The sequence below is a fragment of the Nonomuraea diastatica genome (genome assembly GCF_004349015.1).
GTDB classification, from domain to species: Bacteria; Actinomycetota; Actinomycetes; order Streptosporangiales; family Streptosporangiaceae; genus Nonomuraea; species Nonomuraea diastatica.
This window is the reverse complement of sequence record NZ_SMKP01000073.1, coordinates 1-19484: the sequence shown is the minus strand read 5'-3', so window position 1 is coordinate 19484 and position 19484 is coordinate 1. Positions and strand designations below refer to the sequence as shown.

The window sequence follows — 19484 nt, the reverse complement described above, 5'->3', positions numbered from 1 at the left end:
AGATCGTCGATCGCCTCCAGCGATCCACGGCGGCCGACCAGCGCATGGCGATCGCAGGGGGCCGCTTCGGAAAATCCGGCGGCTCACCCGTTCAGGTCTTCCTGTGCTGCCAGTTCGCGCAGCGACCGCGCACTGGCGCCGCCGAGCATCGCGCGCAGGCGGAGCAGCCGTGGAGCCAGGAGGGACGAGAGGTCGCGTACGAGCGCCGAGCCCGGCGGAGTTCCGCCGGGCTCGGATCCACGAAAACCAGCCCAGCCACATCATGGGGATGGCGGGCGGCATAAAGCTGGGTGACGAGCCCGCCGTAGGACCAGCCCACGAATGCCGCCGGCAGTTCGAGGTGCAGGGCGCGAAGAAGCCGACGCAGGTCTTCGGCCATCTCGGCGATGGTACGGGCCTGCGATCCGCCGGAGCGGCCGACACCGGCCCTGTCGCAGGTCACCGCAGTGGCACGCTCGGCCAGCGCGCGTTCCAACTCCTCTCCCCAGCCTCCCACCCACGCCCTGGCCTGAGCCGCCGCAGTCGAGAACCACTGCGGGGCCCTTCCCGCGGACCTGGGCGCCTAGCACATGATCGCCCACCTCGATCATTACCGGCGTCGCTCCATCGTCGTTTCCGGGCTTCCCCTCCCATTCCATAGCGTCTTGTTCCACCAGGACGGCCTCGGCCGTCAGGCGTTCGCTCGGCGGAGGCGTTCGGCTGCTTGTGTCCAGAGTGCTTTGCCGGACACCGCGGTGTAGCCGTGGAGTGCTTCCCATCGGACGTCGTGGGCGGCCGGCCACAAACTGGCCGCCCACGCGATCTGCCGCTCTTCGGCGGTGAACAAGCGAGCCCGAAAGTCCTGATAGGCCGCCAGGAACGCCTCAGTGCTCTCGATCGGCGGCAGGGTGGCCGGCCCCATCTTGGCGAACACCGCACTAGCGGCTCCCACCAGGGCGGCTTCGGGCTGCCATGCCAGGCTGTCCCAGTCGTGCACCGTCCACACCTGCTGGTCGTGCCACCGGAGGTTGTGCGCCTCGAAGTCGGCATGACCCAGCACGCGGGGCAGGTCAGCGGCCAGCATGCGCCGGCGAGCCCTGTCGGCTGCGTCCATGACGTAGGCGGGTATGAAACTCTGGTCCTTTGCGTCGAGTGACTCGATCGACGGCCACAGCCCGGGGTCCGTGTGATCCCACCGTACCCAGCGCGGGTTCGGCAGCGGCGGCGTGACGGCGAGGTCCGCCAGTGCGGCCATCAGCCGGGCGAAGACCTCCGCGTAGCGCACAGCGATGTCCGGCGCGTCTCCGCGCAGCACCTCTCCTCCAGGGCGGAATTCCTCCGCGTGCACGGCCAGGGGACCGACACCGACGACCGGCGTGAGTGGGCTGGCGCAGGGAAACCCGTTCTCGGCCAGCCGGGCCTGTGCTGTCACACATGACCCCGCCCGGCCGTCGTCGTCGCGCGCCTTGACCACGACGTGCTTACCGCCGGCCAACCGGAGACCGAACACGGCCGACATCGATTGTTGCCGGAACAGCACGTCGGCGGGTTGGTCCCCGAGATGGTCCAGACACCACGCCGGCAGCCAGTCCGGCAGATCGTCAAACGGCACGGTGAAACTGTGCCATAGGTGCACCCCGAACACGCCGGAGCGGGTCAGCTTGGGGTGTCGGCGAGCTGGGTGACGACGAAGTCGAGGCGCTCCTCCTGACCGTCCGGAGGGATACGGCCGCTGTCCGACAGGACGGCCATGCCGTGCAACGTGCTCCAGATGACCTCGGCGAACAGTTCGCGTCGCGCGTTGTCCGGGCGGAGACAGCTGACGAATTCGTCGAAGGCAGCGCGTAGTTGGGGCGGCGTCTCGGCGTGCGCGAACTTCACGTCGGTCGGCATGACGAACATGGCCTGGTAGAGGGCGGGCCGCTCGGTGGCGAACTCCAGGTAGGCGCGGCAAACGGCGTGCAGGGCCTGCCGTGGCTCGGGGTCGGCCAGCCGGGCACAACGCAGGTGGGCGGCGAGTTCCCCGAAGCCGTCGATCGCGACGGCGCTAACGATGGCGTCCTTGCCGCTGAAGTGGCTGTAGAGCACGGGCTGGCTGTACTCGACGCGCTCAGCGAGCCTTCGCGTCGTCACCGCCTCCCAGCCTTCGGCCTCGGCGAGTTCGCGGGCTTCTGTGATGATCAGCTGATGGCGTTGGGCGCGTTCACGCTCACGGCGCTCCTTGATGGCGGACATGACGACACTCTAGCAACGCTAGACATCCTGCCGCAGGTATCGCTATCGTCGACACAACAACTAGCGCCGCTAGACACCTGTGGGCGCTGCTACCGAAGGGAAGCAACCATGCTCACCAGCGTCGCCACCGTGCTCGCCGGACTGATCGGCGTGGGCATCATCTTCATGGGCGTACGTGCATTCTGGGCGCCGCAGGCCGCGGCCGGCTTCGGCATCCCCGACACGCCGACCGAGGACCGGAGCTTCCGTGCCTGGCTGTCCGTCAAGGCCGTGCGCGACATCGTCTCAGGGCTCTTCGTCTTCATCCTGCTGGCCGCCGGGACAACCCAGCTGCTGGGCTGGTTCATGCTGGCCGCCAGCCTCATACCCGTCGGCGACGCGATGATCGTGCTGCGCAGCAACGGGCCCAAGGCAGCCGCCTACGGCATCCACGGCGCCACCGCAGTGGTGATGCTGGCGATCAGCCTGCTCCTGCTCATCGCATAACCGGCCCCGCTCGTGCTGGTCCACCTGCGCAAAGGCGAAACCCACGCCGAACTCGCGGCTGGCTTCGGCATCCCCGCGGCCACCACCTGACGGTACGTGGCGCTGCGGTCGGCCCGCTCACGCCGGCCCGTGAGATCATCCAGGGCCACCCTGAAGGACCTTTGAACTCCAGAGCCGACGAGCGATCGTGTAGACGGCGTTGCTGTACGCGCTGCCGTACAGCTCGCGCATCTCTGCGTCGCCGCATGTGGTCGCCGGGCCGTCAGCGCCTGTTCGGTCCCCGCAGCACGGGAAGCCCCGTCCCGGAGTCAAGTACGAGGCGGTCGCCGAGCGGCCGGGCGAGCGTGACGGTGGTCGTCGCCGTCTTGAGAATCGCCGGGCAAGGCTCGCCAGAGCTGGAGTCCTCCTCGTCCATGTCGACCACCACCAGTTGGCCGGTCTCGTAGGCGCGCGGCCCGTGAACGGTGTCGCAGGCGCCGAACCCGTAGCGGAGAAGCAACACGTCAGGCTTGCCGGCGAAGAGGTCGAACGCCATCACCTCTTCGATGCGTCCCTGCACCCGCTCGGGGCGGGCGGTGACGGCCGAGGGGTCCACCGCCACGTGGACCTTCTTCTGCTCGACCCCCTCGACGGTGAACATCCAGGCGGGCACCTGGATCGTGCCGCGGCTGGTCTCCAGTGGGACCTTGCCCAATCTGGCGCCGGTGACCCGGAGCGGGCGGCATCCCTTGGCCGGGCACTCCTCTTCGATGAGGTCGGCCGGTTTGCTGAACCCCGCGTACGCGCTCGCCGCCGAGATGAGCGGCACCTGCGAGACCTCGCCGTCAGGCCATCGCACGTCGGCATCGCCCGGGGAGTCGGCAGGCAGCTTGGCGGCCGACCGCCAGGCGCCGTTGTGCGAGCTTCTGTTCACCCAGGCCGGGATGCGGCTCACGTGGTTCCATCCGTGCGGGTTCAGGACTTCCAGCGCAACGAACCCTTTGCGCCAGGCGTGGTCGTCGGCCGAGCCCTGCCAGCGCTCCGCCACCTCCCGGGCACGCCTCTCGAACTCGTCAGACGAGGCGCCATGGGATCCGCTGGCCGAGGTATGAGGAACCCCGCCGCAGGAGGACAGGAGCAGCACCAAGGACAGGCACGCGATCATTCTTCGCACGAGACCTCCTCCACCCCATGATCAGGCAACGCCCAACGCCTCCGCTTGGCTTTCCGGGTTCTTACGATCTGCTCCTGGAACGCGCCCGGCCGGCCCGTTCATCCGATCGCAGGCCATCCGCACCACCCCCACCGACGACACCCCTGTTCCCCGGCGCCCGCCAAGCCTTCCGGCTCCGCCGCGACACCGACGACTTAGCTGGCCCGCCCGCCTGGGCCATTACCAGCGCACGCACTGGACCGTGGAAACCGGCTCCACCGGAGCCGGGCGATCGAGAACAGCAGCGGCCGCTGGTCCTGGAACTCCTCCGCAGGGGTCATGCCTCTTCCTTTTCCTGATCAGAACCTGTCTATGACATCCGGCCCGAGTGGCCGGGCCGAGACCGCACTCACCAGGGCAATGGGCCCTCCTCACCGAAGAACCCCGCGGTCGGCCCGTCCGTGCCGAGTGTGGCCATGCGCACCAGGATCGCGGCCCCCTCCGCGGGCGTGAGGTGCCCGGTGTGGCCGTTGCTGTCGGTGTCGACGAAGCCGGGGGCGACGGCGTTGACCAGGATGCCATCCTTCCGCAGCTCATTGGCGTACTGTACGGTCAGCGCGCTCAGCGCGGACTTGGACGGCGAGTACGCGGCCGACGGCGGCAGTGCCGCGAAGGGCCCGCTCGGGTCGCTCATGAGGGTCAGCGACGCGGCGTGGCTGCCGACGTTGACGATGCGTGGCGCTGGTGACCGCCGCAACAGCGGCAGCATGGCGTTGGTCACGGCGATCACCCCGAAGACGTTGGTCTCGAACACCGCCCGCACCATGTCCAGGTCGACGGCGCTTCCCAGACACGCCCAGCTCCCTCATGCCCAAGCTCATCGCCGCACACAACAAGCAGAACCCCCGGGCACCACTCCCCCACGCCCGGCTGCACGACCTACGCCATATCCACGCCACCACACTCCTGATGGCCGGCAACCCCGTGCACGTCGTCGCGGCCCGCCTCGGCCACGCCGACCCCGCCATCACCCTCCGCGTCTACGCTCACGTCATCCACGAGCAGGCCGCCACAGCCGCCGACATCTTCGCCCAGGCGGTGACCTCCTGTTAGCAAGGGTGTTAGCAAGATCGCCACATTGTCCTGACAAACACGAAGCCCCTGAACCGGGACCACCAGTTCAGGGGCTTCTTCTCGCAGAGCCGACGAGGGGAATCGAACCCCTGACCTTCTGTTTACAAGGGAACGGCAGATACCTCGTCCGCGGCGTCCTGCCTTCCTGAAGCGGTGGGTATGGGTCGATGCCATGTGATCGCATAAGGCTGTGTTGCTGTACGCGCTGCTGTACAGCCTTCCTCCACGAACTGCGGGGACGTCGGGCGTGGCCCTCCATGAACATGATCGCAAAGAGACCTCGAGACGAGACGACCAGGAGTGCCATCCCAGCATGAGGAGTAGCCCAGTGGCCTGCGGCACTTGAAAGCCCAGTGGGTGAAGAGTCGGTGGTGGTCCGATGTGATCCGGCCACTACGGCTGTTCGCGTCAGCTCGTGATTTTCTCCTTATATGTCTGCGCGGTCTTCTCCTGACCGGTGATACGGAGCTTGACGTTCTCCGTCCTCTGGGACGTGAGCACATACGCGGCCTTCGCCGCTTCAGGGGCTCGCCGGTTGTACTCGGTGCTGAAGTTCCATTCGCAGGTGAAGAGTGTCACATATTCATACTCGGCCACTCTCGCCGCGAGATAGGTCTTGAAGGTATCGGTGATGGCGACGGTGTCGAGCGGCCGGCCGTTCCATCTGTCCGGAACCGCCCACTTCGGGGAGTCGTCACGACAGAGGATCATCCTCTTGCCTGGATCGAGGCTGTCGGATTGCCCCTTATACCAAGGCGGCCGACTGGCGTCGAGAGAGGAGGGGAATGTGTGTTTTATCACTGTTTCGCCCTCGTAAGTAGCGATTCGGCTACTCGCGACGAATTGCAGGAGCCCTACATCGAGCGCGTCGGCATCCTCGCCACTAGCGCACAGCGTCGTCATGAAGCCGAACAGGCCGAAGTCGATCTGCAGCGTCGGGGGCTTGAAAGGCTTCCCGGCGATTTGGCCTTGAATAAACTGGCTCGTCTCGACGGTCGGCGGATACGCGAGGACGGCTGGGGTAGCATAGCGCACGACCTTCTTGCCGATTGTCAGGTCCTTGTCCAGGTCGAGCCGTGGCGCTATGGCGCACTTGTAGAACTCGGCGGCGTCGAACATGTCTTCGTCTGGCAGGTTCGACAGATAGTTGGTGAGGGTGCGCTTCCACGGCTCGCCCAGACTCCACATCGCCGTGGCCGCCGCGATTCCTCTACGTATTTCGCGCATGTCGCCCGCGAAATCGCCCGCCTCGCTCGTAACGGCGTTCAGCAAATCGGTGACGAAGTCGTCTTCGTCCTGCAATCTGGAGGCGTTGACGAGATCCTGTAACTTCTGACTGTATTCCTTCGCTTCGGGATAGCGCTCTTCGAGATAGCCGGCCGCTGAGAACATGCTTCCTCTCCTCGTCTGCGTCACTGATGGAAAGCGAGTCCACGCACGCAATTTTACTCCTCCCCGTGCTGAGCTAAGGCTGGAGTGACACCGAGCGGGTGGACTTGACCGGGTTCGAGGCCTTCGACGCGGCCGGGGCAGGAGCGCTTCGCGGCCAGATCGTCCGCTTGTCGGGCTCCATGGCGTGTCGCTCCATCTGCCCCGGGCCGATGCTGCGGTCAAGAGATCGGTCATGCTTTGCGCTGACGTCTCCCCTGGGCCTTGCCGATGGCGGCCTCTATCCGGGCCTGTCTGTCGGCCGACTTGAGTCGGCCGAGCTTGTCATGGAACTGATCGATCAAGCCCTGCAGCGTGGCACAGATCGACTTGAAGTCCTCCAATGTGATCTTCTCCTCGGCGAGCATCTCCCCAAGCTTGTTGAGCCGTTCCTCGTAGTCCGCTAACAGGTTCTCGTATGTTTGGACCAGGCCGATGGCCGCCTCTGTTTGCGCCTGCTTGATGGAGAAGCGAACGTCGTACATGTACAGGTACTGCGAGATGTATTCGTTGACGAAGAAGCTGTGTGACTCGTACGTCGAGGTCGCGACGGAGGTGAACATCTGCATGCCGAAGCCGAGGGACTCCGTCTTGGTGCTGCTGGTGTAAGCGACCGACGTTCCAGTGCCGAAGCCGAGCACAATATTGCTCAGCACGTCGAAGACCTTGCCGGCGATGTAGAGCTCCAAGTTGGCCATGGCTCCGACCGTCCTGCCTAGATCCTTGTTGGCGGCCTCGACCGCGTCTTTGTTCGTGCTGACGCCCTTAGGAGGCTGTGCTCCCGAGAACACCGCGGCGCTGATCTGGTCGATCACGTTTTTGAGATTGTTCAGCGAGAACTCCTTCTCGTGCACGAAGTCGACGCTTTTGCCCGCCACGAAGGCCTTGGCATCATCGTATTTGTTGCTCGAGTAGAAGGCCTCTATCTCACTGCGCATCTGTTCTGCTGCGGTCGCCGCTTTCTTGTTCAGATCTTGTTCCAGGGTGTTGAGATACTGTCGGAATTGTTCGTCCTTGGCCTGCAGATCTTCGATGCTGGGCGAGCGTCCCATTTGTTTCCTCCCTTGGGCGATGCATCCTCTCTCGTTAAAGTGACTGGTTCAGTCGAGGCGGTCGTCATCAAAGTTGATGAACTTCTCGCATACGCTCGAGCAGCGTCGGCTCGCGGCACGACCGGTGAGCCAGTGCGACCGCAGCGAGCTGGGAGGAGACTCCGAGCTTGGTCAACACGGCACGAATGTGACTGCGGACGGTCGGCATGGAAACCTGGTTCGCCACAGCGATCTCGGCTGCTGAGCGGCCTGCGATCAATGCACCCAGCACGTGCTGCTCACGAGGGGTCAGGCCGAAAAATCGACGAGCTTCGTCCTCCCTCTGCCGTAACCGGGCGACCAGGCGATTGGCGTCGTGAGCGACGGGGGTCGATCGCAGTAGCGAGTCCAAAGCCGCGACAAGGTCGGCGAATGGCCGGTCCGCGTCCAGCACTGCTGCCGCCACCCGCCGCTCTACGACGTCGGCCAGCGTCGAGAACGCGCCTCCCGCCCCCACGGCGACGACGAACGGGCGAGGGCGGCCGGCCAGCGCGGCCCGGGGGTCCGGGAGCCTTCCCTGTGTGTCCGCGATGAGAACCAGCCTGCCGGTGGGGCCGATTTCCTTTGCGGCTCGCGCAAGTGCTTCCTCGCTTGCCAGCTGAACGACGTCCCAACCGACGACGACCAATGCCGCTGCCAGCGCCGCTGAGAGCAACGAGCCGCCCGGCATCAACCAGACATTCCCTTCACGCCCGAATTCAGAACGGAGGGTCACAGGCCCCGACCGTTGGCTGCAGGACCTGGCTCTACTGACCGGATATCCGAAGGGCGCGGTGATTGTGGATCAGCATATCCGAATGCATGGCGACGGGCCGAAGCGGCATTCCGGGTCCCGTCTCTGCTGAGCTCCCCTGTTTGGACGATGCCGTCAGCCCGAACACGGCCGACCGAGCCGCAGAGACGCTGTGCGGCATTGACAAGACGCCTCTTCACGGGTTTGCGCCGTGATCCGCACGCGCCGCCTTACAGGTCATTGACCTTGTCTCGCGCCAGCCTCGCCACACGCGGGAAGAGCAGGTACAGCAGCCATACGTGCCGGTCGATGAGCCATGCACCCCGATGACACCCCCGGTTGTTCTCGGTGACCAGGTATCCACGTGGCATAGATCGTGACAGAACGAACGTCTGTGCGCGCGGTCAGTTACGATATCTATATCAACCTGGGTGATGCTGAGCCTCATAGGCAATGCGAAGAATCGTGTTCAAGACAGGCCGAACGCTCAATCGTGAGGAGAAGGCCAACGTCACCCCGCTATGCCACCCCGGCACGGGCGCGTCTATCCAAACAATCGGACACCGTCTTGGGGCGTCTTGGGGAACCACGTCCGACAGCCACCGTAGCTATCCGATGGCAAGCCGACCCGGAGCGCAGGGCCGCCAGCCCGAGCACCGGAAGCGGCGCGACAGAAAGCCTTTCCCCGTGCCATGTTGATCGTCTTATGCTTGCGCCGTACCCAGCGCGATCAGATGATCAATCGCATTGGACAAATCCTGAAATATACTGCCCTGCGTCGTCAATCGTCTCTCGTTCCCAGGGTGGCAAACCCGCTCGATTCTCCTGGCTGTAGGTCGGAGCTCCATTTTCGTTGCTAACGAATAAAGATTCCAGACACATCAGATGGCGCTTGGGCGATGGCGAAGTCGTAAGTCCTTGCGCATGGCGGCCTGCGGGATCAGATGTCCACTCTTGGTGTCGACATAGATAACTACCGAGTCAGGGCCGCAGAGTCGATCGCCCAGCCCGTCCACGGTGAGCACCGAAGTCAGCGATCGTCACGGCATCGGCCATGCTGTGATCTTTCACGAGCGGCACCCACTTAAGACGCTGGGATACCGCAACGCCATCACCGTCGCCGAATATCTCGCCGAGTGGATTGAGGGCCACGCCGTCGAGATCAAGCCGCACACGCTCAAGGGCTACCGCGACATGATGCGCCTCTACATCATCCCGCGCATCGGGGCTCTCCGTCTCCAGGCACTACGCCCTTCGGCGATCACCAAGTTCTACCGTGACCTGCTGACCAGCGGCGGCAGGAAGAACAGCCCTCTGGCACCGAACACCGTCAAGCACGTCCACACGGTGCTGCGGAAAGCGCTCACGGATGCCGTGCTCGTTGATGAACTCCTGCCCAACAACCCAGCGGAACGGGCCAAGCTCCCCCGAGTCTCATCCGCAGAACCCGGCATGGTGTGGACGCCCGCCCAGCTCCGGGCGTTCCTCCAGACAGCGCGAGACCACCGTCTCTTCGCCTTCTTCCACCTCGCCGCCTACACGGGTGCCCGCAGAGGCGAACTGCTCAACCTCCGCTGGACGGACGTGGACCTCGACAAACCGCAGATCCACATCACCGGCACAGCGGCCGTCCTCGACCGCCAGCGCGTCGTGGGGACCACGAAGAGCGGTCGTTCCCGAGTCGTCTCCCTCGACGTGAGCACCGTCAAGGTCCTCAAGGCCCACCGCGCCCGCCAGGACGAGGAACGCCTCGCGCTCGGCTAGTCCTGGAACAGCGGCCACACTTACGTCTTCACGACCGGCTGGGAAGAGCCCGTCTTTCCAGAACACGCCCAGCTCCCTCATGCCCAAGCTCATCGCCGCCCACAACAAGCAGAACCCGCGCGCACCGCTACCCCGCGCCCGCCTTCACGACCTGCGCCACATCCACGCCACGACGCTCCTGATGGCCGGCACGCCTGTGCACGTCGTCGCGGCCCGCCTCGGCCACGCCGACCCCGCCATCACCCTCCGCGTCTACGCGCACGTCATCCACGAGCAGAGCGCCACCGCCGCCGACATCTTCGCCCAGGCGGTGGCCTCCTGTTAGCAAGATCGCCACATTGTCCGGACAAACATGAAGCCCCTGAACCGGAAACACCGGTTCAGGGGCTTCATGTCGCAGAGCCGACGTGGGGAATCGAACCCCAAACCTTCTGTTTACAAGACAGATGCTCTGCCGATTGAGCTACGTCGGCGCGGCCTATCAGTGTAGACGCTAGCGACGCCTGTGACGAGCGACTTCGTACAGCGCCACACCGGCCGCCACCCCCGCGTTGAGCGACTCGGCGGATGCGTGCATCGGGATGCGGGTCACCACATCGCACTGCTCGCGTACCAGCCGCGAGAGCCCCTTGCCCTCGGAGCCCACGACCACCACCAGCGGTTCGGTCAGCAGTTGGGCCTCGCCGATGTCGGCCTCGCCGGCGCCGTCGAGGCCGACCACGAACAGGCCCGCGTCGCGGTAGTCGCGCAGGGCGGCCGTCAGGTTGGCGGCGCGGGCGACGCGCAGGGTGGCGAGCGTTCCCGCGGACGTCTTCCAGGCGCCTCCCGTGACGCCGGCCGAGCGGCGTGAGGGGATGAGCAGGCCATGGGCGCCGAAGGCGGTGGCGGAGCGGGCGATGGCGCCGAGGTTGCGCGGGTCGGTGACCGAGTCGAGGGCGACGATCAGCGGGGGTTCGCCGGCGTCGTGCGCGAGGTCCACCAGCTCTGACGGGTGCGCGTAGTCGTAGGCGGGGATCTGGAGGGTGATGCCCTGGTGAACGGCGCCTTCCGTGAGGCGGTCGAGCTTGTCGCGGGTGACTTCGAGCAGGGCGATGCCGCGTTCTGCCGCGATCTTGATGGAGTCGCGGACACGGTCGTCGTTGTCGATGCGCTGGGCGACGTAGAGGGCGTTGGCGGGCACGCCGGCCTGCAGGGCCTCGAGCACCGGGTTGCGGCCACCGATGTATTCGGGTGCGTCTTCGGGACGCCTGGACCTGGTGGGGGCGGCGCGGCGGCTGCCGCCTCGCTCTTCGCGGGCGACGCGCTCGGCGCGGGCCTTGTCTTTGTACCAGTGCCGCATCTCCGCGGGTGGGGTCGCGCCCCTCCCCTCAAGCGACCGGCGGCGCTGCCCTCCGGTGCCTTTGGACGGTCCCTTCTTCTTCGCGGGCCTGCCCGAGCCCCTGCCGCCTGCTGCCATGGCATCCAGGGTACTCGGGGCGCGGGGCAACTCGGCCCACGCGAGAATGCCGGGCCATCCAGCCCGTGCAAGGGGAACGAGACAACCGGCCACGCCCGCCCAGCGAACGAGGCGACCGGCCGACGCGCAAAGGAGGAAACCCGGCCCACGCGTGAAGACCGCAGAGGGCTTCGGTGGTCAGCCGGAAGGGGCGAGCCGGGCCGCCACTCCCTCAAGGACGCATTCCAGGCCGATGCGGAAGCCGTCGTCGCGGCTGTCGCGGACCTGCCGCCCCCGTTGTCCCGCATAGAGCCGGCGCAGCCGCGGGTAGCTTCGCGCGGCCTCTTCGGCGGCGGGGAGCAGGCGTTCGGTCCATTCCTGCTCGCCCTGGCCGCTGCGGGCCAGGGTGGTCAGGGTGGCGGCCTCGCTGGTGGAGACGCCGACGACGTACGCCACCACGGTGTTCATCGCCTGGTCGGCCGCCTGCAGGCTGAACCCGCCCTCCTCGAACACGGCGAGCATCGCCTCGGTCAGCCGTGAGACGTTGGGCCCCAGGTAGGCCAAACCGGCCTCGCCCAGCACCGAGACGATCCAGGGGTGACGCAGGAGGGTCGCACGCATGCTCTGGGCGCAGCCGGTGACGGCCGCCCGCCAGCCCGCCGGATCGCCGGTGGCGGGAACGTCGACCTCGCCGTAGACCTCGTCGACGACGAGTTCCAGCAGTTCGTCCTTGTTGGCCACGTGCGTGTACATCGAGGTGGCGCCGGCGTTCAGGCACGCGCCGAGCTTGCGCATGCTCAGCGCGGCGAGACCCTCGGTGTCGAGCAGGTGGAGCGCCGCGGAGACGATCTGCCGGCGGCTCAGCGCCGGCTGGTCGCGCCGCTGAGGGCGCGGGCGTGCCCACACCGATGGGACCTGCTGCTCGTCGGCCGGCATGTGTCTCCCTCCGAAGCTCTCCCGCACAGTGTACGACTTGCGCACAGTGTGCGGTTGTGCGTACGGTGTGCGGCGACTCCGAACACTGTACGGAGCCTCATGATGAAGGGAGACTCCCATGTCCTTCGAGATCGATCGCTGGCAGGCCAGGCTCGACGAGCTACGCGCGGCCCACCGCGTGCCGGGCGCGGCGCTGGCGGTGCTGACCGGCGGCTCCGTCCACGAGTTGGCCAGCGGCGTGCTGCACCAGGGCACCGGGGTGGAGGTGACCACAGACTCCGTCTTCCTGGCCGGCTCGCTGGCCAAGCTCTACACCGCCACGCTCGTGATGCGCCTGGTCGACTCCGGCGACCTGGAACTGGACACGCCGGTCGTGAGCGTGCTGCCGGAGTTCGGCACCCCCGACCCGGAGGCCACCGGGGCGATCACGATCCGGCGGCTGCTGTCCCACACCGCCGGCATGACCAACGACTTCACTTACGATTCCGGCCGGGGTGACGACTGCCTGGCAAGGTACGTCGAGGCCGTCAAGGAGGTCCCGCTGGACTGCCCGCCGGGGACGGCACTGTCCTACGGCAGCGCCGGATACGCTGTGCTGGGCCGGGTCATAGAGGTGCTCACCGGGCAGACGTGGGACCAGGCACTCAAAGACCGGCTGTTCGTCCCACTCGGGCTGGAGCACTCGATGACGCTGCCGGAAGAGGCGCTGCGTTTCCGCGCCGCGATGGGCCACCTGGACGGCCCCGCGCCGGTCTGGGACCTGATGCCGCGCTCGGCGGGCCCGTACGGCAGGGTCATCGTCTCCGCCGGAGATGTCGCACGTTTCGCCCAGATGCACCTCAACGGCGGCCTCGCCCGGGACGGCAGCCGCGTTCTGTCCACCGAGGCGGTCGCGGCCATGCAGCGCCGCCATGCCGACAGCCCGGACAAGTGGTCGATGTCCGCCGACGGCTGGGGCCTCGGGTGGACCCTGCACGACTGGAACGGGGTCGCCGGCTACGGGCACGACGGCAGCGCCGTCACCCAGCACGCGTACCTGCGGGTCATCCCGCACGCGGGCGTGGCGGTCGTGCTGCTCGCCAACGGCGGCGCCTTCAGCCGGTTGTACGCTGACCTGTTCGGCGAACTGCTGGCCGAGCTCGCCGGTGTGCGCATGCCGCCGCCGTTCGCCCCGCCGGCGGACCCGCCCGCGGTGGACCTGGCACCGTGGACGGGCACCTACAAGCGCGCGGGCGTCGTCACGACCATCACCCAGGACGACCGGGGCGCGCGCATCCGCTACGAGTTCGTCGACGGCATGAAGGACTTCTCGCCTCCGCTGGAGGCCGAGCTGACGCCTGTGTCGCCGACGGTGTTCGCCGCCTCAGGGGGCCCTTTCGGCGATGACCATCTCCCCGTGGTGTTCGCCACGCTGGCCGACGGCACTCCCTGCGTGTACGTCAGCATGCGCGCCACGCCCAAGGTCGCCTGACGTTTCTACCGGCTCAGCTCCCAGCGCGGCCCGTGCGGGGTGTCCTCCACCGTGATGCCGGCTGCGCTCAGCTGGTCTCTGACCGCGTCGGCGGCCGCGTAGTCCTTACGCTCGCGGGCCGCACGGCGCTGCTCCAGCGCCACCGCCACCAGCGCGTCGACCACCGGCGACAGGTCGGACCCCGTGCCCCGCCACTGCGGCGAGCGCGGGTCGAGGCCGAGCACGTCGAGCATGTTCTGGGTCTCGGCGAGCAGCCGGGCCACCGCCTCCTTGTCGCCCCGCGACAGCGCCACGTTGCCCTCGCGCACCACCTCGTGCACGACCGCCAGCGCCTGCGGGGTGCCCAGGTCGTCGTCGAGCGCGTCGGCGAACGCCTGCGGCAGCGGCGCGTCGGCGTCGACGTCGTGGATGACCTCGGCGGCGCGCGTGACGAAGCCCTCGATGCGCTGGTAGGCCGCGGCGGCCTCCTGCAGCGCCTCCTCGGAGTAGTCGATCGAGGAACGGTAGTGCGGGGCCGCCAGGTAGTAGCGCAGCTCCACGGGCCGCACCTTCTGCACCATCTCGGGGATCAGCAGGGAGTTGCCGAGCGACTTGCTCATCTTCTCCGCGCCGATCTTGAGCATGCCGTTGTGCATCCAGTAGCGGGCGAACCCGTCACCCGCCGCCTGCGACTGGGCGATCTCGTTCTCGTGGTGCGGGAAGATCAGGTCGATCCCGCCCCCGTGGATGTCGAACGCCGGCCCCAGGTATTTCGTCGCCATGGCCGAGCACTCCAGGTGCCAGCCGGGGCGGCCGGGCCCCCAGGGGGTCGGCCAGGTCGGCTCGCCGGGCTTCTCGCCCTTCCACAGGGCGAAGTCGCGGGGGTCGCGCTTGCAGGACTCGTCGTCGGTGTCGGCCGCGGGGCGCATGTTCTCCACCTTCTGGTTGGAGAGCGAGCCGTAGCGGTCGGCGTAGGACTGCACGTCGAAGTAGACGTCGCCGCCGGAGGCGTAGGCGTGCCCGCGTTCGATCAGCCGCCGCATGAGCGTGATCATCTCGGGGACGTGCCCGGTGGCGCGGGGCTCGACGGTCGGCGGGAGGCAGCCCAGGATGTCGTACGCCCAGGTGAAGGCCCGCTGGTTGCGCTCGGCCACGACGAACCATGGCACGCCCTCCGCGGCCGACACCCTGATGATCTTGTCGTCGATGTCGGTGACGTTGCGGCAGAACATCACGTCATATCCGGAACGTGCAAGCCAGCGGCGGAGCACGTCGAAGTTCACGCCCGAGCGGATATGCCCGATATGCGGAGGAGCCTGCACGGTAGCCCCACACAGGTAAATCGACGCCCGACCTGCTTCGACCGGAACGAATTCGCGGATGGCGCGTGTGCTGGTGTCGTAGATGTGCAGGCTCACAAAAGAAAGGCTAACGCCTCAGAGCTGCCTCCTGACCGTTAAATCAGCCCCGCAACGTGACCTTGTCCGGAGAGATCCTCACGATGAGTCGCTCAGTGCCCGGTTTGTCCTCCCAGGGCTGCCCCCGGTACCTCTGCGACAGCTCCTCGATGAGCGCGCCCTCCGGGTCGGGCGTCATGGTCACCCGCCCGCGCACCTCGACGTAGCGGTAGGGGTCGTCCGGGTCGATGACGAGCAGGCTCGCCCTCGGGTCGCACTCGAAGTTGCGCGGCTTCACACGCCCTTTCGCCGTCGAGAAGATCACATCGTCGCCGTCCGTACGGATCCAGACGACGCTCGAATGGGGGCCACCGTCCGGATTGAGAGAGGTGATCGTCGCGAAATTCGGCGCGTCCAGGAGCTTTCGGGCATCTTCTGACAGCTCGGCCATGTGTCCTCCTAGATCGGTCTGGCCCTCCATTCTTCTGTAGGCTCACAACCGCCATGGACGTGACTCCCCCTTCTGCGCTCCGCCGCCTGGGCATCGCCCTTGCCGGCCTCGCCGTCGCCGCCCTCACGGGGGCCGCGTGCGCGCTCTCCTTCCACGACCTGCGCGCGCTGGCCGTCACCGGAAAGGCCGCCACCGACCTCGCCTACCTCTATCCCGCGGCCTTCGACGCGCTCCTGGCGGTCGCGCTGATCAGCGTGCTGCTGCTGCGCTCGGCCAAGCTGCTCGTACGCGTGCAGGCGGCGTTCGTGCTGGTCCTGCTCATGGTGGCGGCCGCAGCGGTGAACGTGGCGACGGCGGTGCGGTTCGGGTTCGACGTGCGGCAGACGGCCATCGGCGTGGCCCTGGCGCCCTGGGTCATGCTGGCGCTGGCCCTGTGGCTCTGGCTGCTGCTGATCAAGCACGTGAACGCCCGCCGCGCATCAGGGAGCGGCGCCGAGGCCGAGCCTGCCGCGGAGCACGACATCGTGCCGTTCGGCCGGCCGTCGCCCGCCACGGAGAAGTCCGCACCGTCGCCCGTCGCAGGTCCCGAGACCTCACCTCTCCTCGAGCCCGCGCCTGTCCCGGAGAGGTACGCCGCGCCCGCGCCGAAGGAGGCGCCGCATTCCGAGCCCGCCCGGGAGCCCGCGCCGGTCTCGGCGCTGGTGTCCGAATGGCCCGTGCAGGAGGAGGAAGGGAAAAGAACGCCCGAGCTCCGCCCTGTGGAGTTAGATCCGCAGCCGCAGCCGGAACCGCAGTCGGTATGGCAATCGGAGCCGCAGCAGCCGCAGTCGGAGTGGCAATCGGAGCCGGAACCGCAGCCGGAGCCGCAGCCGGAGCCGGAACCGCAGCCGGAGCCGCAGCCGGAGCCGGAGACCCGGCCCGTCCGCTGGGGTGATCGCGTCAAGCCGGAGGACGTCCTCGTCCACCCGCGCTCCGACGACAAGGACGCCGACACGCAGCCACATCACGTCGTCGCCGACGACGGGCCCGACCCCGCCCATGGCCCCGAGGCCGCCGACCGCCACGAAGCCGGGCGGGAGGACGAGGACACCGCCCCGCACCCCGTGGTCCACGACGAGACCCCGGCGCCCTCGGAGCGGCTGCGCAGCACCCCGCGCCCGCCGGAGGACTGACGCCCGGAAAGGCCCGCCCGGGAGCCTTCCCTGGCGGGCCTGCCCGAATCCGCCTAAACCTTCGAGCCGCGGCGCAGCCCCGCGACGAGGCCGACGCCGACGATCGCGAGCACGACCTGCATCACCAGTTCTATCCAGTCGATGCCAGCCGTCGTCTCCACACCGAGCACCTGCGCGAGCAGCGTGCCCAAGAGAGCCGCCACGATGCCGACGACGATGGTGAGGATCCAGCCGATGGCCTGCTTGCCGGGAAGCAGCAAGCGGCCGATTGCGCCAATCACGGCACCGATCAGGATGGCGCCGAGGATGGACTGGATTGTCATGACACAAACCTCCCCGTGAGGGTGATCGGTTCACTCTCACGGGGTGCTCGCTACCCGATCTACCGCGTTTATGCGCAGATATGACGAACGAGCAGGTCAGACCTAGGTTCTTCCGGTACGGCCGGAGCGCCCGATCCCCATGCGCGTCACGAGGAGCACGCCCACGACCGCCAGCACGAGCTGGAGTATGTGCTCGATCCAGTCGATGCCTCTCGTGTCGGCCCAGCCGAACGCCTGCGCGATCAGCGTGCCGATCAGGGCGGCCACGATGCCGACGATGAGGGTCAGGCCGATGGACATCTTCTGCTTGCCCGGCACCAGCAGCCTGCCGAGCGCCCCGACTATGGCGCCGATGACTACTGCCGAAACTATCGCGCCGATCATGTGTAGCTCCCCCCCAGACGTTCACATGTCTTCGAGCAGACCTACCCGTTGAACAGGCAAACTACCCAAAAGAGGAAGGCGGCGGTCCGTACCGCGCCAGTGACGAACCGCCGCCTTCGGACTTCGGCGGGCTAGGCGACGACCCGCCGGGACACCCTCACGCGTCCCTGCGTAAGACGCCCAACCCTCAGGAAAGGTTGACCACCAGCGCGGTGGCGAACGCGGCGATGCCCTCGCCGCGGCCGGTCAGCCCAAGCCCGTCAGTGGTGGTGGCGCTCACGCTCACCGGCGCGCCGACCGCGGCGCCGAGCGCCTTCTCGGCCTCGGCGCGTCGAGGCGCGAGCTTCGGCCGGTTGCCGATCACCTGGATGGCGACGTTGCCGATCTCGTAGCCGGCGGCGCGCACCTGCCGCGCGGTCTCCTCGAGCAGCGCGGCGCCCGACGCTCCGGCCCAGCGTGGGTCGGACGTGCCGAACAACCGGCCCAGATCGCCAAGACCGGCGGCGGACAGCAGCGCGTCGCAGGCCGCGTGTGCGGCGGCGTCACCGTCGGAGTGGCCGTCGAGCCCGGTCTCGCCCGGCCAGTGGAGGCCGGCGAGGTTGAGCTCGCGCCCTGAAGCGAACGAGTGGACGTCGACTCCGACGCCCACCCGTGGAAGTTTCGTGCTCAGGAGTTGAGAACCTCGTCGAGAAGGGCCTCAGCCTTGTCCTCATTGGTCTTCTCGGCCAGGGCCAACTCGCTGACCAGGATCTGGCGCGCCTTGGCGAGCATGCGCTTCTCGCCCGCGGACAGACCGCGCTCGCGGTCTCTCCGCCACAGGTCCCGAACCACCTCGGCGACCTTGTTCACATCGCCGGACGCGAGCTTCTCCAGATTGGCCTTGTAGCGACGAGACCAGTTGGTCGGCTCTTCGGTGTGCGGCATCCGAAGGACGTCGAAAACTCGCTCAAGGCCTTCCTGGCCGACAACATCGCGTACGCCGACGAGTTCTGCGTTTTCTGCTGGCACCTGGACGGTAAGGTCGCCCTTGTCGACCTTGAGCACCAGGTAGGTCTTTTCCTCACCCTTGATGGATCGCGTCGTGATTGCTTCGATCCGAGCAGCCCCATGGTGGGGGTAGACGACAGTGTCGCCGACCTGGAAAGTCATGTGACAAGTACCCCTTCCGCTGTACTCCAGGGTACCACGCATCCACAGCCTCCCGGAACAGTGAAATCCTCATAACTGCAGGTCAAAGCCGCATATTGGGGCTTGACAAGTGCTCAACTGTATGAATCTCATTTGCGGACATAGCGAATGACCTGCGGGGGTGCGGATATGACCATGCATTCGGGTCGATAAGGTGGGCGCGGCTCATGCGCATGCGCGAGACATGCGGATGAGCCTCACACACGCATGCGCAAGACCAAGGAGAACCCGCCCGTGACCAGCAGTCGCTGGATTGTCGTAGCCGCCGCGTTCTTGGCAGCCCCCGTGATCGCGGGCTGCGGGGCAGGATTCGACGCCACCACCAACCAGCCGTACGCCCCCAACGAGGCGCAAGTGTTGATCGAAAAGGGTGCATACGGCACGCGCGGCATTCACATCCCGCAGGCGTTCATACTCGGCCCCGACCCCGGGGCGCAGCTCGCCTGGCGCGGCTCCGCCCCCATCTACCTCAACATCCTCAACAAGTCGGACACCCCTGACACCCTGCAGACGATCACCGCGGGAGGCATGGGCGAGGTCAAGGTCACGGCCCCGATCCAGCTTCCCGTCGGCCAGCTCGTCAACACGGGCAAGCCCACCCCGCAGATCATGCTCGAGTCGATCCCCAAGAGCCTCAGAGGCGGCGAGAGCATCAAGCTGGACCTCCAGTTCGCCAAGGCCGGCGTCGTGTCCATGAACGTGCCTGTGGTCACGCGCAGCCGCGAATACCAGGACTACCCGCCGGCTCCCAACGCCACCCCCGCCC

The 19484-nt window shown here is 67.1% G+C and carries 23 protein-coding genes and 1 tRNA gene; 7 read left to right on the top strand and 17 right to left on the bottom strand.

The window, feature by feature from the left end; all coding sequences use genetic code 11:
* Positions 1 to 91 precede the first annotated feature (91 nt).
* The 3 genes from E1294_RS24835 to E1294_RS24825 form a co-directional block, all read right to left on the bottom strand.
* The gene (locus E1294_RS24835) at positions 92 to 496 is read right to left on the bottom strand and encodes an alpha/beta fold hydrolase (RefSeq protein ID WP_132512011.1); all 405 of its coding nucleotides are present in this window, start codon (positions 494 to 496) and stop codon (positions 92 to 94) included.
* Between the two features lie 174 nt (positions 497 to 670).
* Entirely contained in the window at positions 671 to 1624 is a 954-nt protein-coding gene (locus E1294_RS24830; protein WP_246083251.1) for a phosphotransferase, read from the bottom strand.
* An 11-nt stretch (positions 1625 to 1635) separates the two neighbouring features.
* Entirely contained in the window at positions 1636 to 2214 is a 579-nt protein-coding gene (locus tag E1294_RS24825; RefSeq protein WP_132512009.1) for a TetR/AcrR family transcriptional regulator, read from the bottom strand.
* 108 nt (positions 2215 to 2322) lie between these two features.
* On the opposite strand from E1294_RS24825, the gene E1294_RS24820 reads away from it, so the two are divergent.
* The gene (locus tag E1294_RS24820; RefSeq protein WP_132512007.1) at positions 2323 to 2700 is read left to right on the top strand and encodes a DUF4267 domain-containing protein; all 378 of its coding nucleotides are present in this window, start codon (positions 2323 to 2325) and stop codon (positions 2698 to 2700) included.
* A gap of 262 nt (positions 2701 to 2962) precedes the next feature.
* On the opposite strand, the gene E1294_RS24810 is transcribed toward E1294_RS24820, so the two are convergent.
* Positions 2963 to 3853, bottom strand: coding sequence for a hypothetical protein (locus E1294_RS24810; RefSeq protein WP_132512005.1), 891 nt, complete (start codon positions 3851 to 3853; stop codon positions 2963 to 2965).
* A gap of 388 nt (positions 3854 to 4241) precedes the next feature.
* A complete protein-coding gene (locus E1294_RS24805) occupies positions 4242 to 4658 on the bottom strand; it encodes an SDR family NAD(P)-dependent oxidoreductase (protein WP_281284494.1) in 417 nt (138 codons plus the stop codon).
* Between the two features lie 41 nt (positions 4659 to 4699).
* Between E1294_RS24805 and E1294_RS24800 the strand changes: the two genes are divergently transcribed.
* On the top strand, positions 4700 to 4945 hold the full coding sequence (locus tag E1294_RS24800) for a tyrosine-type recombinase/integrase (RefSeq protein ID WP_132512003.1): 246 nt from the start codon (positions 4700 to 4702) through the stop codon (positions 4943 to 4945).
* 429 nt (positions 4946 to 5374) lie between these two features.
* Here E1294_RS24800 and E1294_RS24795 read toward each other — a convergent pair whose 3' ends face one another.
* From E1294_RS24795 to E1294_RS24785, 3 genes are all read right to left on the bottom strand, one after another.
* On the bottom strand, positions 5375 to 6358 hold the full coding sequence (locus E1294_RS24795) for a hypothetical protein (protein ID WP_132512001.1): 984 nt from the start codon (positions 6356 to 6358) through the stop codon (positions 5375 to 5377).
* A 230-nt stretch (positions 6359 to 6588) separates the two neighbouring features.
* A complete protein-coding gene (locus E1294_RS24790) occupies positions 6589 to 7446 on the bottom strand; it encodes a hypothetical protein (protein WP_132511999.1) in 858 nt (285 codons plus the stop codon).
* A gap of 67 nt (positions 7447 to 7513) precedes the next feature.
* Positions 7514 to 8200 (bottom strand): helix-turn-helix transcriptional regulator, encoded by a 687-nt coding sequence (locus E1294_RS24785; RefSeq protein WP_132511997.1) that lies wholly within the window; start codon positions 8198 to 8200, stop codon positions 7514 to 7516.
* 1035 nt (positions 8201 to 9235) lie between these two features.
* On the opposite strand from E1294_RS24785, the gene E1294_RS54730 reads away from it, so the two are divergent.
* Positions 9236 to 9982 (top strand): tyrosine-type recombinase/integrase, encoded by a 747-nt coding sequence (locus tag E1294_RS54730; protein WP_220447919.1) that lies wholly within the window; start codon positions 9236 to 9238, stop codon positions 9980 to 9982.
* Between the two features lie 79 nt (positions 9983 to 10061).
* A complete protein-coding gene (locus tag E1294_RS57295) occupies positions 10062 to 10307 on the top strand; it encodes a tyrosine-type recombinase/integrase (protein ID WP_220447918.1) in 246 nt (81 codons plus the stop codon).
* Between the two features lie 75 nt (positions 10308 to 10382).
* On the opposite strand, the gene E1294_RS24775 is transcribed toward E1294_RS57295, so the two are convergent.
* The 3 genes from E1294_RS24775 to E1294_RS24765 all read right to left on the bottom strand — a co-directional run bounded on the left by E1294_RS24775 (position 10383) and on the right by E1294_RS24765 (position 12353).
* Positions 10383 to 10455: transfer RNA gene (locus E1294_RS24775), tRNA-Thr, on the bottom strand.
* 20 nt (positions 10456 to 10475) lie between these two features.
* Positions 10476 to 11438, bottom strand: coding sequence for a 23S rRNA (guanosine(2251)-2'-O)-methyltransferase RlmB (gene rlmB / locus E1294_RS24770; protein WP_132511995.1), 963 nt, complete (start codon positions 11436 to 11438; stop codon positions 10476 to 10478).
* A 177-nt stretch (positions 11439 to 11615) separates the two neighbouring features.
* On the bottom strand, positions 11616 to 12353 hold the full coding sequence (locus tag E1294_RS24765; RefSeq protein WP_132511993.1) for a TetR/AcrR family transcriptional regulator C-terminal domain-containing protein: 738 nt from the start codon (positions 12351 to 12353) through the stop codon (positions 11616 to 11618).
* Positions 12354 to 12471: 118 nt separating this feature from the next.
* Between E1294_RS24765 and E1294_RS24760 the strand changes: the two genes are divergently transcribed.
* Positions 12472 to 13824, top strand: a complete 1353-nt coding sequence (locus E1294_RS24760; RefSeq protein ID WP_132511991.1) for a serine hydrolase domain-containing protein — start codon at positions 12472 to 12474, stop codon at positions 13822 to 13824.
* 5 nt (positions 13825 to 13829) lie between these two features.
* Here E1294_RS24760 and cysS read toward each other — a convergent pair whose 3' ends face one another.
* Positions 13830 to 15221: a cysteine--tRNA ligase gene (cysS, locus tag E1294_RS24755; RefSeq protein ID WP_132511989.1), complete on the bottom strand. Its 1392-nt coding sequence runs from the start codon at positions 15219 to 15221 to the stop codon at positions 13830 to 13832.
* Positions 15222 to 15264: 43 nt separating this feature from the next.
* Positions 15265 to 15651 carry a PPOX class F420-dependent oxidoreductase gene (locus E1294_RS24750; protein WP_132511987.1) on the bottom strand — a complete coding sequence of 129 codons (387 nt, stop codon included), beginning with the start codon at positions 15649 to 15651 and terminating at the stop codon, positions 15265 to 15267.
* A 53-nt stretch (positions 15652 to 15704) separates the two neighbouring features.
* Here E1294_RS24750 and E1294_RS24745 point away from each other — a divergent pair, with 53 nt between their 5' ends.
* Positions 15705 to 16823, top strand: coding sequence for a DUF2637 domain-containing protein (locus E1294_RS24745; protein ID WP_132511985.1), 1119 nt, complete (start codon positions 15705 to 15707; stop codon positions 16821 to 16823).
* Between the two features lie 53 nt (positions 16824 to 16876).
* Here the strand turns inward: E1294_RS24745 and E1294_RS24740 are convergent, their stop codons facing one another.
* The 4 genes from E1294_RS24740 to E1294_RS24725 all read right to left on the bottom strand — a co-directional run bounded on the left by E1294_RS24740 (position 16877) and on the right by E1294_RS24725 (position 18679).
* Positions 16877 to 17146 carry a GlsB/YeaQ/YmgE family stress response membrane protein gene (locus tag E1294_RS24740; protein ID WP_132511983.1) on the bottom strand — a complete coding sequence of 90 codons (270 nt, stop codon included), beginning with the start codon at positions 17144 to 17146 and terminating at the stop codon, positions 16877 to 16879.
* A 102-nt stretch (positions 17147 to 17248) separates the two neighbouring features.
* A complete protein-coding gene (locus E1294_RS24735; protein WP_132511981.1) occupies positions 17249 to 17530 on the bottom strand; it encodes a GlsB/YeaQ/YmgE family stress response membrane protein in 282 nt (93 codons plus the stop codon).
* Positions 17531 to 17717: 187 nt separating this feature from the next.
* Positions 17718 to 18179: a 2-C-methyl-D-erythritol 2,4-cyclodiphosphate synthase gene (ispF, locus tag E1294_RS24730; protein ID WP_132511979.1), complete on the bottom strand. Its 462-nt coding sequence runs from the start codon at positions 18177 to 18179 to the stop codon at positions 17718 to 17720.
* A gap of 17 nt (positions 18180 to 18196) precedes the next feature.
* Positions 18197 to 18679: a CarD family transcriptional regulator gene (locus tag E1294_RS24725; RefSeq protein ID WP_020544658.1), complete on the bottom strand. Its 483-nt coding sequence runs from the start codon at positions 18677 to 18679 to the stop codon at positions 18197 to 18199.
* Positions 18680 to 18925: 246 nt separating this feature from the next.
* On the opposite strand from E1294_RS24725, the gene E1294_RS24720 reads away from it, so the two are divergent.
* Positions 18926 to 19484: copper chaperone PCu(A)C domain-containing protein (locus E1294_RS24720; RefSeq protein ID WP_181958551.1), on the top strand; the 559-nt coding region annotated here is incomplete at its 3' end.

What these genes read in the sequence shown, in the direction of transcription:
- E1294_RS24735 (WP_132511981.1), bottom strand. Translation starts at nt 17,530, where the DNA reads ATGATCGGCGCGATAGTTTCGGCAGTAGTCATCGGCGCCATAGTCGGG.
- E1294_RS24825 (WP_132512009.1), bottom strand. Translation starts at nt 2,214, where the DNA reads ATGTCCGCCATCAAGGAGCGCCGTGAGCGTGAACGCGCCCAACGCCAT.
- E1294_RS24790 (WP_132511999.1), bottom strand. Translation starts at nt 7,446, where the DNA reads ATGGGACGCTCGCCCAGCATCGAAGATCTGCAGGCCAAGGACGAACAA.
- E1294_RS24760 (WP_132511991.1), top strand. Translation starts at nt 12,472, where the DNA reads ATGTCCTTCGAGATCGATCGCTGGCAGGCCAGGCTCGACGAGCTACGC.
- E1294_RS57295 (WP_220447918.1), top strand. Translation starts at nt 10,062, where the DNA reads ATGCCCAAGCTCATCGCCGCCCACAACAAGCAGAACCCGCGCGCACCG.
- E1294_RS24765 (WP_132511993.1), bottom strand. Translation starts at nt 12,353, where the DNA reads ATGCCGGCCGACGAGCAGCAGGTCCCATCGGTGTGGGCACGCCCGCGC.
- E1294_RS24800 (WP_132512003.1), top strand. Translation starts at nt 4,700, where the DNA reads ATGCCCAAGCTCATCGCCGCACACAACAAGCAGAACCCCCGGGCACCA.
- rlmB (WP_132511995.1), bottom strand. Translation starts at nt 11,438, where the DNA reads ATGGCAGCAGGCGGCAGGGGCTCGGGCAGGCCCGCGAAGAAGAAGGGA.
- E1294_RS24740 (WP_132511983.1), bottom strand. Translation starts at nt 17,146, where the DNA reads ATGACAATCCAGTCCATCCTCGGCGCCATCCTGATCGGTGCCGTGATT.
- E1294_RS24725 (WP_020544658.1), bottom strand. Translation starts at nt 18,679, where the DNA reads ATGACTTTCCAGGTCGGCGACACTGTCGTCTACCCCCACCATGGGGCT.
- E1294_RS24795 (WP_132512001.1), bottom strand. Translation starts at nt 6,358, where the DNA reads ATGTTCTCAGCGGCCGGCTATCTCGAAGAGCGCTATCCCGAAGCGAAG.
- E1294_RS24820 (WP_132512007.1), top strand. Translation starts at nt 2,323, where the DNA reads ATGCTCACCAGCGTCGCCACCGTGCTCGCCGGACTGATCGGCGTGGGC.
- E1294_RS24745 (WP_132511985.1), top strand. Translation starts at nt 15,705, where the DNA reads ATGGACGTGACTCCCCCTTCTGCGCTCCGCCGCCTGGGCATCGCCCTT.
- E1294_RS24805 (WP_281284494.1), bottom strand. Translation starts at nt 4,658, where the DNA reads ATGGTGCGGGCGGTGTTCGAGACCAACGTCTTCGGGGTGATCGCCGTG.
- E1294_RS24750 (WP_132511987.1), bottom strand. Translation starts at nt 15,651, where the DNA reads ATGGCCGAGCTGTCAGAAGATGCCCGAAAGCTCCTGGACGCGCCGAAT.